Here is a 14,967-nt window from a genome sequence, read left to right as displayed (position 1 = left end):
GGCCACCGGTCCACGACGACCTCTGCGCGATCACCGATGAGAAGGGCCGGACCCGGCACGAGTTCACCGCCGATGCTGCGAACCGGCTCTGGATCGGGGACATCACGGAGCACTGGACAAGTGAAGGAAAGCTCTACGTCTGCGCGTTCAAGGACGTCTACTCCAACCGGATCGTCGGGTACTCCATCGATTCGCGGATGAAGTCACGCCTGGCCGTCACAGCCCTGAACAACGCCGTCGCCCGGCGCGGTGACGTGGCCGGGTGCGTGGTCCACACCGACCGAGGCTCCCAATTCAGGAGCCGGAAATTCGTGCACGCCCTGAACCGTCACGACATGGTCGGATCCATGGGCCGCGTCGGCGCCTGCGGCGACAACGCCGCCATGGAATCCTTCTTCGCCCTGCTGCAGAAGAACGTCCTGGACCGACGTTCCTGGGCCACCCGTGAAGACCTGAGGATCGCGATCGTGACCTGGATCGAGCGGACCTACCACCGGCGCCGTCGGCAAGACCGTCTCGGCCGGTTGACCCCCATCGAGTTCGAGACAATCATGACCACGCCAGCCACTCAGGCTGCGTGACTAATCACTGTCACCTGATCGTGCAGCAGTCCCAGATCCTGCCCTGGATCGACGACTGCACCCGCATGGCAATACGCGTCACCGCACACCAACGGGTCACCACACCGATCGTCCTGGCCGAGTTCAGATCCGCGATCAAAACCCACGGCGTACCAGCCTCAACACTGACCGACAACGGCATGGTCTTCACCGTCAGACTCGCCGGCATCGGCCGACAAGGCGGCCTCAACAGCTTCGAAGCAGAACTCAGGCGACTACACGTCACCCAGAAGAACTCCCGCCCCAACCACCCCACCACCTGCGGCAAAGTTGAACGATTTCACCAGACCCTGAAGAAATGGCTCCGCGCCCAACCCGCACAACCCGCCACGATCGCAGAACTGCAGAACCTCCTCGACGCGTTCGTCGACCACTACAACCACCACCGGCCACACCGCTCATTGCCGCACCGCGCCACACCAGCGACCCTGTTCAACTCGATGCCCAAAGCACTCCCAGGCAACTCCCGCGACGACACCCACGACCGGATCCGTCACGACCGCATCGACAAAACCGGCGCCGTGACCCTGCGCGTCAACGGCAAACTCCACCACATCGGCATCGGACGAACCCACGCCCGAACCCACGTCATCCTGCTCGTCCAAGACCTCGACGTACGCGTCGTCAACGCAGTGACCGGCGAACTCCTGCGCGAGCTCACCATCAACCCCAAGCGGGACTACCAACCCATCAAATCAAAAAACTCCCGAACCTGCATTCCGCAGGTCCGGGAGTTCCGATGTCCTGAGACATCACACTGTCGGGGTGACAGGATTTGAACCTGCGGCCTCGTCGTCCCGAACGACGCGCGCTACCAAGCTGCGCCACACCCCGATCGTCCGCGACTGCTTGCACACTCACGAACGAAGCGAGCATAGCCGAGCCCGTCGGGGCGTACTAAATCGGGTCACCGCAGTCGGCGCCCCGACCGAACGAGCCCTCTCAGGCCTTGGCTGTGAGCGTCATCAGGGTGGCTTCGGGGCGGCAGGCGACGCGTAGACGTACGTACGGGTTGGTCCCCAGGCCCGCCGAGACGTGCAGCCAGCTCGACCCGGCACCACCGGGCTCGGAATCGGCCGGGTGCCGGTGCAGGCCCTTCGCCCGGGCGGGCTCCAGATCACAGTTGGTGGTCAGTGCGCGGCCTCGTCCGTCGAGGGTGGGCAGGCAGACCTGACCGCCGTGGGTGTGGCCAGCGATGATCGCGTCGTAGCCGTCACCGGCGAACTGGTCGAGGACCCGCAGATAAGGCGCGTGCACCACGGCCAGACGGAGGTCGGCGCTCTGGTCAGCGGGACCAGCGACCTCGTCGAGGCGGTCGTACCCGAGGTGTGGGTCGTCGACGCCGGCGAACGAGATCCTGGTGCCGCGCACGGTGAGCTCGCCGAACCCGTTGGTCAGGTCCACCCAACCGTCGCGGTCGAAGGCGGCCTTGAGGTCGCGCCACGGCATCTGCGGGGTGCCGATGTGCCGGTTGCCGCGATCCGGCAGCAAGTAGGCGAGCGGGTTGCGGAACCCCGGCTCGAAGTAGTCGTTGGAACCCATCACGTACGCACCCGGCACGTCGAGCAGCCCTGCAAGGTGGTCGACGACGTAGGGCACCGCGTCACGGTGGGCGAGGTTGTCACCGGTGTTGATCACCAGGTCGGGCTGCAGGTCGGCCAGGCTCGCCAGCCACTCCTGCTTGTTGCGCTGCTCGGGGGTCATGTGGATGTCCGAGAGGTGCAGCACCCGGATCGCGTCGTGACCTGCAGGAAGGACGGGAACCTGGACCTCGCGCAGGGTGTACTGGCGGGCCTCCCAGGCGGCGTACGAGGCCGCAGCGGCGCCGCTCGCCACCCCCAGGCCGAGGGTGCAGGACACAAACCGTTTCACCGACACCACCCAAGGCTGACACACTGGGTGACATGAGTGAGTTGAAGGATCGCCTGCGTTCTGACCTGACCACCGCGATCAAGGCGCGCGACGAGGTGCGCTCCTCGACGCTGCGCATGGTCCTGACGGCCATCACCAACGCCGAGGTGGCCGGCAAGGAGGCCCGAGAGCTGAGTGACGACGACGTCCTGGGCGTGCTCTCCAGCGAGGCCAAGAAGCGCCGTGAGGCCGCGACTGCCTTCACCGACGGTGATCGCCCGGAGATGGCTGCCAAGGAGACCGAGGAGGCGGCAATCCTGGCCGAGTACCTGCCGACCCCGCTGACCGAGGGCGAGATCACCGAGATCGTCGCCGCGGCGATCGCGGAGACCGGGGCTGCGGACGAGGGCATGAGGGCCATGGGCAAGGTGATGGGCGTGGTCACCCCGCAGGCCAAGGGTCGCGCCGACGGTGGCGTCCTGGCCGCCGAGGTGCGCCGCCAGCTCGGCTGAGCACCCCACGATCTGACGACGCAGCAGGGCCCCGGGACCGTGAGGTCCCGGGGCCCTGTCTGCTTCAGGGGATGTCAGTCGTCGCCGCGCCCGCCGCGTCCGCCGCGACCCCGGTCACCGCCGTTGCCGCGCTCCCCGCGGCCAGCGTTGTCGGAGTCACCGGAGTCACCGGAGTCGCCCGAGTTCTCCCGTGACCTGCGCGGCGTCGGCCTCGGTACGTACCCCGACGAAGGGTGGACGTAGACGGTGTCACCGCTGCTGAGCGTGGATCCGGAACCGGGGGAGGTCCCGGCGGCCATCCCCTGGTCGACGTTGGAGTTGATCTGGTTGCCCCGCTGAGCGACGAAGCCGGCGTCCTCGACCTCCTCGAGGGCGTCCTCCATGCTCATCCCACTCACCGAGGGGACCGAAAGTCGGGCACCCAGGATCTGCGATCCGGTGGGTCGCTTGAACTCCTCGTCCTTGAGCCACTGGGCAATCGGCCGCATCGCGCCGATCCACATCGGGCCTGCGGTCGAGGAACCGAAGGCCGACCCGATCCGGCGCCCACCGACGGTCTTGCCGTTCAGGGTGATCGGGTGGCCCAGCGAGTTGGCTCCCGCGATCATCGAGACGGTGGCCAGGTTCGGGGTGTAGCCGGCGAACCACACGGCGCGGTTCTCCTGGATGGTTCCGGTCTTGCCCGCCGACTGCTGAGGAAGCGCCAGGCCAGCGCTGTGCCCGAAGCCACCGGGCTCCTGGACGCCGCGCAGCACGTCGTTGACGGCGTCGGCGACGGCGCCGCTCAGCACCTGCTCGCAGTCCTCCGGGTACTCCTTCAACACGTTGCCGCCCGAGTCCTCGATCGAGGTGACGGGACGCGACGCGCAGTGCAGACCGCGCCCGGCGAAGGTGGCGTACGCCTCGGCCAGCTCCAGCGGACTGGTGTTGGCGACGCCGAGGACGAAGGAGGGAACTCGTTCCGGAGCGGCCGGGTTCTCCTTGCCCTCGGGGTTGGTCAGCTCGATGCCCATCTTCTTGGCGAGCTCGAACGGCTCGCAGAGACCGGTCGACTTGGTGAGCTGGGCGTAGTAGGTGTTCACCGAGAGGCGGGTGCCGGTGTACATGTTCATGGACCCGGAGTCCGTCGAGTTGCTCACCGGCCAGGTCCCGAAGCCGTACGGCTCGTCGTCGCAGTCCATGAACTGGCTCTCGGGGATGTTCATCGACTTGGGCGAGTTGATCGTCTGGGTCATCGAGATCTTGCCCTGGTTGAGGGCTGCGGCGAGGACGAAGACCTTGAACGTGGAGCCGGCCTGGAAGCCGCCGGAGTCGCCGTACCGCTGCGGGACCAGGTAGTTGAGGTAGGTCTCGCCGGCCTTCTTGTTGTCACCCATCGGGCGCGACTGGGCCAAGGCCTTGACGTCGCCCGTCCGGGGCTCGACCATCGCCAGTGCGCCGAGCGCCTGGTCCGTGGCGTAGACCCGGTCCCGCACGGAACGATCGGCCTCCTTCTGGAAGCGCAGATCCACGGTCGTGTTGATCGTGAGCCCACCGGAACGCAGCAGGTCCTTGCGCTCCTCGCGGGTCTTGCCGAGGGCCGGGTCCTCGAGGAGGTAGCGGTAGACGTAGTCACAGAAGAAGGCGGCCGGCGAGTTGACGCAGCCGTTGGCGGCGGGCTGGATCTTCAGTCCGAGCTTCTTCTCCTGCAGCTCGTCGGCTTCCTTCTGCTCGATGACGTTGAGTTGGGCCATCCGCTCCAGGACGACGTTGCGGCGCGCCTTGGCCCGCTCCGGGAAGCTGGTCGGGTCGTAGCCGACCGGGTTCTTCACCAGGCCTGCGAGCAGCGCTGCCTCTCGTACGGTCAGCTTGCTGGCGTTCTTGTTGAAGTAGCGCTTGGCGGCGGCCTGCACGCCGTACGCACCGTCGCCGAAGTAGGCGATGTTGAGGTAGCGCTCCAGGATCCAGTCCTTGGAGTACTGCTGCTCGAAGGCGATCGCGTAGCGCAACTCGCGGAGCTTGCGGGCGTAACTGCGCTCCTTGGCAGCCGAGGCCTCGGCCTTGTCGTCCGCCTGGTCGACGAGCGTCAGCTTCACCATCTGCTGGGTGATCGAGGACCCACCCTGCACGTTGCCGTTGTTGGCCTGGTTGCTGACCAGAGCCCGAGCCGTGCCCTTGAGGTCGAGGGCGCCGTGCTCGTAGAAGCGGTAGTCCTCGATGGCGACGATCGCCTGGATCATCGGCTTGGCGATCTGGTCGAGGCTCACGGTGACGCGGTTCTCGTCGTAGAACGAGGCGATCAGGTTGCCCTCGCGGTCCAGGACGTTGGTCTTCTGGGCCAGCGGCTGGGTCTCCAGCTCGGCGGGCAGCTCCTCCATGGTCTCGGAGACGTCACTGGCCACAGCACTGACGACGGCGGCGAAGGGCATGGCCAGTCCGGCGGTGAGCACGCCGAGCGCCGTGGCGACGGCGGCCATGATCCCGAGGTGTTGGGCGATGCGCCGCGTGCGGGACGGCTCTTCAGGCGTGGACATGCGCCTCAGCCTACGTGAGGGAGGGGCAACACCCCATCACACTTTTCCCTCGCTCGTGAGGGCAACACGGCATTTCGGTCAGGCGACCCCAGTCGGGAGTAGTCACAGGGGACTAGTCATACCGGACTATACGATCTGGGCTAAAGGTGTCTGTCCCAAACTCGTTCTGGTTTATACCTTTGTTATTGCAGCACCACGGTGAGCGGAAATCATGGGGATGTCCACCACCATATTGATGATGTTTGGGGGAGTCAGCATGTGGGTCGAAGACTGGTCATCCAAGGCGGCTTGCAAGGAAGCGGCACCGGATCAACTGTTCGTGCGCGGAGCTGAGCAGAACAAGGCGAAGCAGATGTGCAACGGTTGCCCGGTTCGCACCGAGTGCCTGGCCGAAGCTCTCGACAACCAGATCGAGTGGGGCGTCTGGGGCGGAATGACTGAGCGTGAGCGCCGTGCGCTGCTCCGCCGTCGTCCCGGTGCCTCCTGGCGCAACGTCCTCGAGGTTGCTCGCGAGGAGCACACCCGGACGGGCCTTCCCGCCAAGCTCTGAAACGATCTCTCACCCAGTGTGACGTGACGCCGCAGACTCCCGAGGTCTGCGGCGTCACGCATTTTGCGTACGCAGCTCGTGCGCCGTGAGAACGCTGGTCGACCAGCCCGCACGCCGGGTGATCAGGCTCGATCTGCGAGTAGATCCCCGATCAGGCGTAGTCCCTTCAGGTCGTGAACGTCCGTGGGGAGTGCCGGCACCACTGCAGTCGGCACCTGCGGGTGCGCCGCGCTGAACCGCTCGCGCAGTCGACCCTCGCGCTCGACGAGCCGCAGCCGACGGGCGTACAGCCGCAGGAGACCTACCGTGCGGTCCGACTGCTCCGCCGTGCCCTCCGTGCTCTCCCGTGCCCCACGCTCCAGCCGTGCGGCTGCGGCGGCGGCCTCGTCGGCCGAGATCTGGTGGTCGGAGGCCAAGGTGGCACGGTTGATGACCAGGCCGGCCAGCGGCATCTCGTCCTCGCTGAGCCGTTCGACGAAGTACGCCGCTTCGCGCAACGCGTCCTCCTCGGGGGCGGCGATCACGAGGAAGGCCGTGCCGTCGGCCTGCAACAGTGCGTACGTCTTCTCCGCACGGGCTCGGAAGCCGCCGAAGAGGGTGTCGAAGGCGGCCACGAAGATCTGCATGTCCTTGAGCACCTGGGTGCCCAGGATCTTGGTCATCGCTGCGGTGACCAGCCCGAACCCAGCAGTCATCAGACGCGCCGGACCCTTCGCGGGAGCCAGCAGGATCCGGATGAACCGTCCGTCGAGGAAGCTCGAGAGCCGTTCAGGAGCGTCGAGGAAGTCGAGCGCGGAGCGCGACGGCGGGGTGTCGACAACGATCAGGTCGTAGGAGCCGTCCTTCTGGGCCTGGCGATGGATCTGGCCCAGCTTCTCCATCGCCATGTACTCCTGCGTGCCAGCGAACGAGCTCGACAGTGCCTGGTAGAAGGGGTTGGAGAGGATCTGCTCCGCCTTCTCCGGCGTGGCCTGGCTGGTGACCACCTCGTCGAAGGTGCGCTTCATGTCGAGCATCATCGCGTCGAGTGATCCGGTCCCGTCGATGTCGGGCACGGGACGGGGGACGTTGTCGAGCTTCTCGATGCCCATCGCCTGGGCCAGTCGACGGGCCGGATCGATGGTCAGGACGACGACCTTGCGCCCCCGCTCAGCGGCGCGCAACGCCAACGCGGCGGAGGTGGTGGTCTTGCCCACCCCGCCCGAGCCGCAGCACACCACGATCCCGACCGAGCGGTCGTCGATCATCGCGTCGATGTCGAGTGCGGGGGCCTGGCTGCCCGGGGTGCCTGTGAGGGGGCCCACTCTCGTCCGGCTCATCGTCCCAACCCCTGTTCCTTGAGTGTGGCGGCGAGCTCGTACAGCCCGCCCAGGTCGACGCCGCCCGGCAGCTGGGGCAGCGTGTACGTCGGCACACCGGCCTCGGCCACCACCTCACGCTGCCGGTTCTCCAGCTCCACACGGGTGGCGTGGTCGGCCGCCTGGTCGAGCAGCGCCGAGACCAAGGTGTCGGTGGCCTCGAGACCAGCACGGTCCAGGTCGGCAGCCAGGTCCTCGGCGTCGAGACCCCGCTCCGCGGCGGCGGCGAGCGCCTCCTCGTCGAGCTCGTGGGGGCGTACGAGGTTGGTGATCACCGCGCCCACCGGAAGGTCGATGGAGCGGAGCTCGGCGATCCCGTCCACGGTCTCCTGCACGGGCATCTCCTCGAGCAACGTGACCAGGTGGATGGCCGTGCGAGGGGAGCGGAAGAGCGTCATCACCCGATCGGCCTGGCTCCGGATCGGGCCCACCTTCGCGAGCCCTGCGAGCTCACCGTTGACGTTGAGGAACTGCGCGATCCGTCCCGTCGGGGGAGCGTCGAGCACCACGGCGTCGTAGGTCATCGCGCCCTTGTTGCGGCTGTTGCGCTCGACCGCCTCGAAGACCTTGCCGGTGAGCAGGACGTCACGCACGCCCGGCGCGATGGTGGTGGCGAACTCGGTGACCCCGAACTTGTCGAGGGTCTTGCCGGCGCGCCCCAGGCGGTAGTACATCGCCAGGTACTCCAGCAGGGCCGACTCGGCGTCGATGTGCAGCGCGTACACCGATCCCGCGTGCCCCCGGTCGTCGGCGAGGCCGCGGGCGATCTTGGTCTCCGCGTACGGCAGGGGGTCGACGTCGAACATGCGGGCGATCCCCTGACGGCCCTCCACCTCGCAGAGGAGGACCGTACGGCCCGAGGAGGCGAGCGCGAGGGCGAGCGCGGCGGCGACGGTGGACTTGCCCGTGCCGCCCTTGCCGGTCACGACATGCAGTTGCACGCCTGCCCAGTCAGCGGTCGGGTCGGCGACGGTGGGGTGGGAGTCAGTGGATGGCGACACGCATTCAACCTAGTGGCGGGCGAGAAGCATCGAAAGGTTGTGTGCCTCACGCAGGAGGAGTTCGCCCAGTTCTTTGTGCCTTGTGGACGAGAAACGGCGTTCGATGCCGGTCAGGCTCAACGCCCACCCGGGGCGCCCGGCAGCGTCGAAGACGGCGGCACCCATGCCCCAACTGCCCTCCACCAACAGTCCTGGGTTGACGGCCCAGCCGGCGGCGCGCGTCTCGGCGATGCGCCGACGGAGGGCCTCCGGGTCGTGGCTCTCGCCGAAGTCGGCGACCAGGTCGGCCCGCGCCAGGTACGCCTCGACGTCTGCGTCCGGCAGGAAGGCCAGGATCGCCATGCCGGCCGAGGCGACGCCGAGCGGGAAACGGATCCCTTCGTGCAGGACGTGCGAGCGGATCGGGAAGGAGCCGTCCTCGCGCACCAGGCAGATGGTCTCGTCACCGCGGCGAGCCGAGAAGAACGCGCTCTCGCCGGTCAGTTGCGCGAGCTTCCTGACCACCGGATGGGCGAGCGCCGCGACGTCGTAGCGGGCCTTGGCAGCGTTGCCCATGAAGAAGAGCTCGGGCCCGAGCAGCCAGCGTCCTGAGTGGGCGTCCCGGTCGGTGAGGCCGGCTTCGGACAAGGAGGTGAGGAGGCGATGGGCGGTGGGGCGGGTCAGGCCGACACTGCGGGCGATCTCGCTCGTACGCGCCCCGTCAGGTTCGCTGGCCGCGACGGCTCGCAGCAGGGCGGCGACGCGGCCGACGACGTCGGTGGGGGTGTCCATTGAATGAACGCTACCGCTCGATCTGTGTCGCCCTGCGAGAGGTTTGCGTCAGCTCAATGGTCCGCCGTTGACCCTGTCGGCGCTTCCCGCTTGAATCGGCCCACGCGACGAGCCCCTCCGGGCTCCGGAGAAGGGAAACCCATGGACAAGGTGGTGGCCAGTGCCGCCGAGGCAGTCGCCGACATCCCGAGCGGCGCCACGCTCGCGGTCGGCGGGTTCGGCCTCTGCGGGATCCCGTCGGTGCTGATCGACGCGCTCCTCGACGCCGACATCCAGGACCTGGAAGCCGTCTCGAACAACTGCGGCGTCGACGACTGGGGCCTGGGCAAGTTGCTGATGGCCAGGCGGTTGCGGCGGATGATTTCCTCCTACGTCGGGGAGAACAAGGAGTTCGCCCGGCAGTACCTCTCCGGCGAGCTCGAGGTGGAGCTGACTCCGCAGGGCACGCTCGCGGAGCGCATGCGCGCCGGCGGCTCAGGGATCCCCGCCTTCTTCACCGCCACCGGCGGCGGCACGCAGGTCGCCGAGGGTGGCCTGCCCTGGAAGTACGACTCCGAGGGCAACGTCGTGGTCTCCTCCCCGCCGAAGGAGACCCGCGACTTCGGTGGGCGCGAGTACGTCCTCGAGGAGGCGATCGTCGCCGACTTCGGCCTCGTACGTGCCTGGAAGGGCGACCGCCACGGCAACCTGGTCTTCCGTGACTCGGCCCGCAACTTCAACCCGCTCGCTGCGATGTGTGGCCAGGTCACCATCGCCGAGGTGGAGGAGCTGGTCGAGCCCGGCGAGATCAACCCCAACGACGTCCATGTGCCGGGGGTGTACGTGCAACGCGTCGTTGCGCTCACGCCCGAACAGGCCGCTGAGAAGCGGATCGAGAAGCGGACCGTCACGCCGCGTGCCGACCAGACGCAGGAGGGCTGAGCCTTGACCGAACGCACTGAGCAGAGCGTGGCCCACGGCTGGACCCGTGAGCAGATGGCGGCCCGCGCCGCCGCCGAGCTGAGCGACGGCCAGTACGTCAACCTCGGCATCGGGCTGCCGACCCTGGTCCCCAACTACGTGCCCGACGACGTCGAGCTGGTCCTGCAGTCGGAGAACGGCATCCTCGGCGTCGGGGCCTACCCGCTCGAGGGCGAGGAGGACGCCGACCTGATCAACGCCGGCAAGGAGACGGTCACGGTGCGCCGTGGCGCGTCGTTCTTCGACTCCGCCATGAGCTTCGGGATGATCCGCGGCGGCAAGATCGATGCCGCCATCCTCGGCGCCATGCAGGTCTCCCAAGCCGGTGACATCGCCAACTGGATGATCCCCGGCAAGATGGTCAAGGGCATGGGCGGCGCGATGGACCTGGTGCACGGGGCCAAGCGGGTCATCGTGCTGATGGAGCACGTGGCGCGCGACGGTTCCTACAAGATCGTCAAGGAGTGCTCGCTGCCCTACACCGGGCGGGGTGTGATCGAGCGGATCATCACCGACCTCGCGGTCATCGACGTCACGCCCGAGGGCCTCGTCCTGGTCGAACTCGCTCCCGGGGTGACTGAGGCCGAGGTACGCGAGAAGACCGAGCCGGAGCTCATCGCAGCGCTCTGACCCACAGGTCAGACAGGACCCCGTCGGACCACGTCCGGCGGGGTCCCGTCGTCGGGCGTCAGTCGCGAGCGCGGGACCTGATGAGCGCGATCACGTCGTCCTTGGCGTCTGCGTACTCCTGCATGTGCGTCCACTCCTGCGTGATCAGTTCCCGCTTGGTCGCCTCGTACAGGGACCGGTCCTCGGCGTCATCGAGCAGCCGGTCGCGAAAGAGCAGCAGTCTGTCGACCTCGGGGTCGCCGGGCTCGTGGACGTGCAGGTGCACGTCGCGCTCCGGCGTACGGAGCAGGCGGTGCCCCGGCTCCCGGACCCGCAGTACGTACCCGGCGGCCACCAACGGCTCGACGTAGTCCTCGTCGGCGGTGATGTCGTCGACCAGAAGCAGCATGTCGATGACCGGCTTGGCGGCCAGGCCGGGCACAGCGGTCGATCCGACGTGGTGGAGCCCGCGCGCGATGTCGCCCAGCACCGAGCGGATCCGCTCCGCGTGAGCGACGAACTGTGAGGACCAGCCCGGGTCGTGCTCGACGAGCACCAACTTGTCGGTCTCCGGGGCGCCGAAGAACTCCAGCGCGTCCACGTCTGGGCGGCGTCGATCAGAAGTCACCTGCGCCAGCCTAGAGCGCGCGATCCAGAGTGCCCCAACTCACCGTGAGCGCCGGCCGGGAGCGGCAGGGGTCTAAGAGAGTGCTGTTACGTGAGCTGCTTGCGGGGGATCAGGACGTAGAGGATCGTGCCGATGATGCCAAGGAAGATCATCGCGAGCACGTAGAGGATCTGGCTCTGACCGGTCGCGGTCCATCGGCCCGAGGGGATGCGCAGGGCTTCGATGAGCATCATCAGCCACCACACGAAGACGGCGATGCTGATGACGCCGAAGACGATGACGATGATTCCCAGTTCAGCCACTCCGATTCCCATGTCGGGGATCCTAGGGTGCGCGACCTGCCCCCGTGGGCGGTTGCGAGTACGTCTCACCGGAATAGCCCGCAGCCCGTCCGGGTTCACGCCAGGTGACCTCCCCCGACTCCGCTCTGCCTGGAATGCCCGCCCTCTCCGTCCTTGACCTCATCCCGGTCCGCACCGGGCAGAGCAGCGGCGAGGCGATCCGCGCCAGCGTCGCGCTGGCGCGAACGGCCGACGAGTTGGGCTTCCGCCGGTTCTGGGTGGCCGAGCATCACAACACGACCTCGGTCGCTGCGACCAACCCGCCGGTCCTGATCGCGATGCTCGCCGGCGCAACCGACCGGATCTCGGTCGGCTCCGGCGGCGTGATGCTGCCCAACCACTCACCCCTGGTGATCGCCGAACAGTTCGCGTTGCTCGAGGCAGCCTTCCCCGGTCGCATCGACCTCGGTATCGGCCGCGCACCCGGCACCGACGCGCTGACGCGTTTCGTGCTGCGCGGTCAGGAGATGGAGGACGCAGGTGAAGCGGTCAACCGTTTCCCCGAGTACGTCTCCGACATTGCGATGCTGATGCGCCCAGAAGGCGTCGAGCTGGCCTACGGCCAGCACCGCCAGAGCCTGCGCGCCACCCCGCTCGCGACCAGCGTCGCCCGGATGTGGCTGCTCGGCTCCTCGGACTACTCCGCACGACTCGCGGCCCAGCAGGGGCTGCCGTACGTCTTCGCCCACCACTTCTTCGGCCAGGGCACGGAGAAGGCGCTCGACTTCTACCGGGAGAACTACCAGCCGTCAGAGGAGCACCCGGAGCCGCGTACGTTCCTGACACTCAATGCCGCCGTCGCGGAGACGAAGGAGGAGGCGGTTCGCCTCGCCACCCCCCACATGCAGGCGATGATCGCCCTGCGCATCGGTGGTTCGTTCGAGGCCCAGCGCACCGTCGACCAGGCCGTTGAGATCGGCTTCCCCGCCGCGCAGCAGTCGATGGTCGGCGCGATGCTGGAGAAGTGGGTCGTCGACGAGCCCGTGGCCGCCCGTCAGCGGGTCGGCGCGTTCGCCGAGCAGTTCGGCGTCGACGAGGTGATGATCCAGCCGGTTGCTGGCGCGGTGGCCGGTGACCCGGTCGATCGGTTCCCCGCCCGCGAGGAGACCCTGCGTCTGCTCGCCGGCTGAGGCACCGTTCTCGTAAGTGAACGTAGGAAAGTGGACGCCGGGGCCATCAAGTGCCCGCCGAGCAGGGTTTCCTACGTTCAAATACGACTGGCGGGCCAGCGAGACGTCGCTCAGGCGTTGGCCGGCGTCCCCGAGGACGCAGTCCTCGCCGCAGCGACGAGACCGATGATCGCGACCGCCGAGGCGAAGAGGTAGACGCCCGCGAACGGATCGCCGCCCGACTTCTCCAGCCACGCGAAGACCAGCCCACCGACGGCCAAGGACAGCGCCCCACCCATCGAGTCGGCAGCGTTGAGGGCGGCTGAGTTCGACCCCCGGTCGGCATCGGTCGACGACTGCAGCATCGCCACGCCAGTACGCGGGTAGGCGAAGCCCATTCCTGCCCCGGCGACCACGTAGACCGCCGCGGTCAGCCACGGGTTGACCTCGAAGAAGATGGCACCCGTGAGCAGCGCCAGCCCGAGGGCGACGAAGGCGGTGCCCAGCGTCAGGACCTTGGTGTGGCTCAGATGCTTGAGTCGGGCCTGTGCCCAGCTGCTCAGGGCCCACACGATGCCGACCGCAGTCAGGGCAAGCCCGGCGACGGTCGGCGTGAGCCCCCACTTCTCCTCCAACGTGAGGACGATGTAGCCCTCGGCCATGAAGAACGAGCCGGCCAGCAGGCCACGGGTCGAGATCACCGACGGAAGTCCGGTGCCCAGTCGCAGCGCCCCCTTCGGCAGCAGGTGGGAGAGGGCGTACAGCACGATGGCCACGCAGAGCAGGGAGAGCAGGATCCGGTCGCCGACCAGGCGTACGCCGAGCACGGCCACGGCGGCCACCACCGCCCACCCCAGAGTTGCGTACGACGTGGTCGCCGGCGGCGTCTCGGGTCGCGGGAGGCCGAGCACCCGGCGAGCCAGGACGAGGGTGATCAGCACGACCAGGCCGACGGTGCCGAGGAAGACCCAGCGCCAGCCGAACGCCTCGGCGACCAAGGCGGCCACTGCAGGACCGAAGAGTGACGGGAGCACCCAGGCGGCGGCGAGGGCAGCGAAGACCGACGCCTGCAGCGGCCCGGGATAGATCAGCCCGATGACCACGTAGAGGACCACTGTCGCGCCACCACCACCCAGGCCCTGAAGGACTCGTCCGACGACGAAGACCTCCATCGAGGGGGCCAGCCCAGCGACCAGCAGGCCGCTGCCGAAGACCGTCAGCGCGGTCAACAACGGGAGTGACGGCCCGGAGCGATCACTCCACAGGCCGGCGATCATCATCCCGACGACGCCGCTGGCCAGCGGGGCGGCGAAGCCGAGGGCGTAGAGGTGCCGTCCGTCGAGGGCAGCCGTCAGCGTGGGCATCACGGTGGTGACCGCCAGCGTCTCGAAGGCGACCAGGGCGATCACCGCGACAGTGCCGAGTGTGGTGGCCAGGTAGGCGGGCGACAGGACGCCCGGCTGGGGCGTGGTGGTGCTGGTCAACGCGAGATCTCCGCCCACGTCGCCCCGAGCAGGGAGACGAGGTGGTCGGGTGAGAGTTCGACGTCGAGCCCGCGGCGTCCGGCCGAGACGTAGATCGTCTCGTACGTGCGGGCCGAGGTGTCGACGACGGTGGGGAGTGGGGTGCGGTGGCCGAGCGGGGAGATCCCGCCGACCACGTATCCGCTCGAGCGGGCCGCCAGGGTCGGATCGGCCATCACGGCCTTCTTCGCTCCCAGCGCTGCCGCCATCGCCTTGAGATCGAGTCGGCCGGAGACCGGGACCACGCCGACGGCCAACCGGGGACGAGCGTCGCTCGCCAGGTCGACGACCAGGGTCTTGAAGACTCGCTCCGGGTCGAGCTCGAGGAGCTCGGCAGCCTCGAGCCCGTACGAGGTGGCTCGCGGGTCGTGGGTGTAGGGGTGCAACGTGAATGGCAGTCCGGCTTCGCTCAGGGCATCCGTCGCCGGGGTGCTGCCACGGGCACTCTTCGCCACCGCCTGCTTCTTCGCCACCGGACCACGATAGGTGGCGCGGAAGGTCACACGTCGGTACTACCCACCGACATGTTGCGGGGCTCGCCTTCACCAGACCTCGCTGCGCTTCGGCCTGCCTCCGGCTCACTCCTCACACGTCGGTACTACCCACCGACATGTTGCGGGG

General features: G+C 68.0%; 16 protein-coding genes and 1 tRNA gene. 7 read left to right on the top strand and 10 right to left on the bottom strand.

Annotated features, from left to right (window positions below; genetic code table 11):
* Together DNK52_RS11860 and DNK52_RS11855 are read left to right on the top strand one after the other, a co-directional pair.
* Positions 1-581: IS3 family transposase (locus DNK52_RS11860; RefSeq protein ID WP_110241166.1), on the top strand; the 581-nt coding region annotated here is incomplete at its 5' end.
* Positions 582-601: 20 nt separating this feature from the next.
* Positions 602-1,399, top strand: a complete 798-nt coding sequence (locus tag DNK52_RS11855) for an integrase core domain-containing protein (RefSeq protein WP_204163501.1) — start codon at positions 602-604, stop codon at positions 1,397-1,399.
* On the opposite strand, the gene DNK52_RS11850 is transcribed toward DNK52_RS11855, so the two are convergent.
* Positions 1,381-1,454 (bottom strand) — tRNA-Pro (locus DNK52_RS11850). The genes DNK52_RS11855 and DNK52_RS11850 overlap by 19 nt on opposite strands.
* A gap of 108 nt (positions 1,455-1,562) precedes the next feature.
* Positions 1,563-2,492, bottom strand: coding sequence for a metallophosphoesterase (locus DNK52_RS11845; protein ID WP_239455520.1), 930 nt, complete (start codon positions 2,490-2,492; stop codon positions 1,563-1,565).
* A 32-nt stretch (positions 2,493-2,524) separates the two neighbouring features.
* Here DNK52_RS11845 and DNK52_RS11840 point away from each other — a divergent pair, with 32 nt between their 5' ends.
* Complete coding sequence (locus DNK52_RS11840) at positions 2,525-2,983, top strand: GatB/YqeY domain-containing protein (protein WP_110241164.1); 459 nt, start codon at positions 2,525-2,527, stop codon at positions 2,981-2,983.
* Positions 2,984-3,057: 74 nt separating this feature from the next.
* Here DNK52_RS11840 and DNK52_RS11835 read toward each other — a convergent pair whose 3' ends face one another.
* Positions 3,058-5,496 (bottom strand): transglycosylase domain-containing protein, encoded by a 2,439-nt coding sequence (locus DNK52_RS11835; RefSeq protein WP_162598749.1) that lies wholly within the window; start codon positions 5,494-5,496, stop codon positions 3,058-3,060.
* Positions 5,497-5,752: 256 nt separating this feature from the next.
* Here DNK52_RS11835 and DNK52_RS11830 point away from each other — a divergent pair, with 256 nt between their 5' ends.
* Positions 5,753-6,046: a WhiB family transcriptional regulator gene (locus DNK52_RS11830; protein WP_110241163.1), complete on the top strand. Its 294-nt coding sequence runs from the start codon at positions 5,753-5,755 to the stop codon at positions 6,044-6,046.
* Between the two features lie 122 nt (positions 6,047-6,168).
* Here the strand turns inward: DNK52_RS11830 and bagB are convergent, their stop codons facing one another.
* The 3 genes from bagB to DNK52_RS11815 are packed head-to-tail and all read right to left on the bottom strand — an operon-like array spanning position 6,169 to position 9,176.
* Positions 6,169-7,365, bottom strand: coding sequence for an ArsA family ATPase (gene bagB / locus DNK52_RS11825; RefSeq protein WP_110241162.1), 1,197 nt, complete (start codon positions 7,363-7,365; stop codon positions 6,169-6,171).
* Positions 7,362-8,405 (bottom strand): ATPase BagA, encoded by a 1,044-nt coding sequence (gene bagA / locus DNK52_RS11820; protein ID WP_239455519.1) that lies wholly within the window; start codon positions 8,403-8,405, stop codon positions 7,362-7,364. The genes bagB and bagA overlap by 4 nt, the downstream gene beginning before the upstream one ends.
* A gap of 9 nt (positions 8,406-8,414) precedes the next feature.
* Positions 8,415-9,176 carry an IclR family transcriptional regulator gene (locus DNK52_RS11815; RefSeq protein WP_110241161.1) on the bottom strand — a complete coding sequence of 254 codons (762 nt, stop codon included), beginning with the start codon at positions 9,174-9,176 and terminating at the stop codon, positions 8,415-8,417.
* A gap of 141 nt (positions 9,177-9,317) precedes the next feature.
* Here DNK52_RS11815 and DNK52_RS11810 point away from each other — a divergent pair, with 141 nt between their 5' ends.
* Both DNK52_RS11810 and DNK52_RS11805 read left to right on the top strand, forming a co-directional pair.
* On the top strand, positions 9,318-10,097 hold the full coding sequence (locus DNK52_RS11810; protein ID WP_110241160.1) for a CoA transferase subunit A: 780 nt from the start codon (positions 9,318-9,320) through the stop codon (positions 10,095-10,097).
* Between the two features lie 3 nt (positions 10,098-10,100).
* Complete coding sequence (locus DNK52_RS11805) at positions 10,101-10,766, top strand: CoA transferase subunit B (RefSeq protein ID WP_275426152.1); 666 nt, start codon at positions 10,101-10,103, stop codon at positions 10,764-10,766.
* Between the two features lie 58 nt (positions 10,767-10,824).
* On the opposite strand, the gene DNK52_RS11800 is transcribed toward DNK52_RS11805, so the two are convergent.
* Together DNK52_RS11800 and DNK52_RS11795 are read right to left on the bottom strand one after the other, a co-directional pair.
* Positions 10,825-11,373 (bottom strand): GrpB family protein, encoded by a 549-nt coding sequence (locus DNK52_RS11800; protein WP_110241159.1) that lies wholly within the window; start codon positions 11,371-11,373, stop codon positions 10,825-10,827.
* An 86-nt stretch (positions 11,374-11,459) separates the two neighbouring features.
* Positions 11,460-11,687 (bottom strand): hypothetical protein, encoded by a 228-nt coding sequence (locus tag DNK52_RS11795; protein WP_110241158.1) that lies wholly within the window; start codon positions 11,685-11,687, stop codon positions 11,460-11,462.
* 122 nt (positions 11,688-11,809) lie between these two features.
* Here DNK52_RS11795 and DNK52_RS11790 point away from each other — a divergent pair, with 122 nt between their 5' ends.
* Complete coding sequence (locus DNK52_RS11790) at positions 11,810-12,844, top strand: LLM class flavin-dependent oxidoreductase (RefSeq protein ID WP_110241157.1); 1,035 nt, start codon at positions 11,810-11,812, stop codon at positions 12,842-12,844.
* Between the two features lie 110 nt (positions 12,845-12,954).
* Here the strand turns inward: DNK52_RS11790 and DNK52_RS11785 are convergent, their stop codons facing one another.
* Together DNK52_RS11785 and ybaK are read right to left on the bottom strand one after the other, a co-directional pair.
* A complete protein-coding gene (locus DNK52_RS11785) occupies positions 12,955-14,307 on the bottom strand; it encodes an MFS transporter (protein WP_110241156.1) in 1,353 nt (450 codons plus the stop codon).
* Entirely contained in the window at positions 14,304-14,819 is a 516-nt protein-coding gene (gene ybaK, locus DNK52_RS11780) for a Cys-tRNA(Pro) deacylase (protein ID WP_110241239.1), read from the bottom strand. Before ybaK ends, DNK52_RS11785 begins: the two co-directional genes overlap by 4 nt.
* Positions 14,820-14,967 lie beyond the last annotated feature (148 nt).

It is taken from the genome of Nocardioides gilvus, assembly GCF_003194605.1.
In the GTDB taxonomy this organism is placed as follows: Bacteria; Actinomycetota; Actinomycetes; order Propionibacteriales; family Nocardioidaceae; genus Nocardioides; species Nocardioides gilvus.
This window is presented reverse-complemented; position numbering and strand designations above follow the sequence as displayed.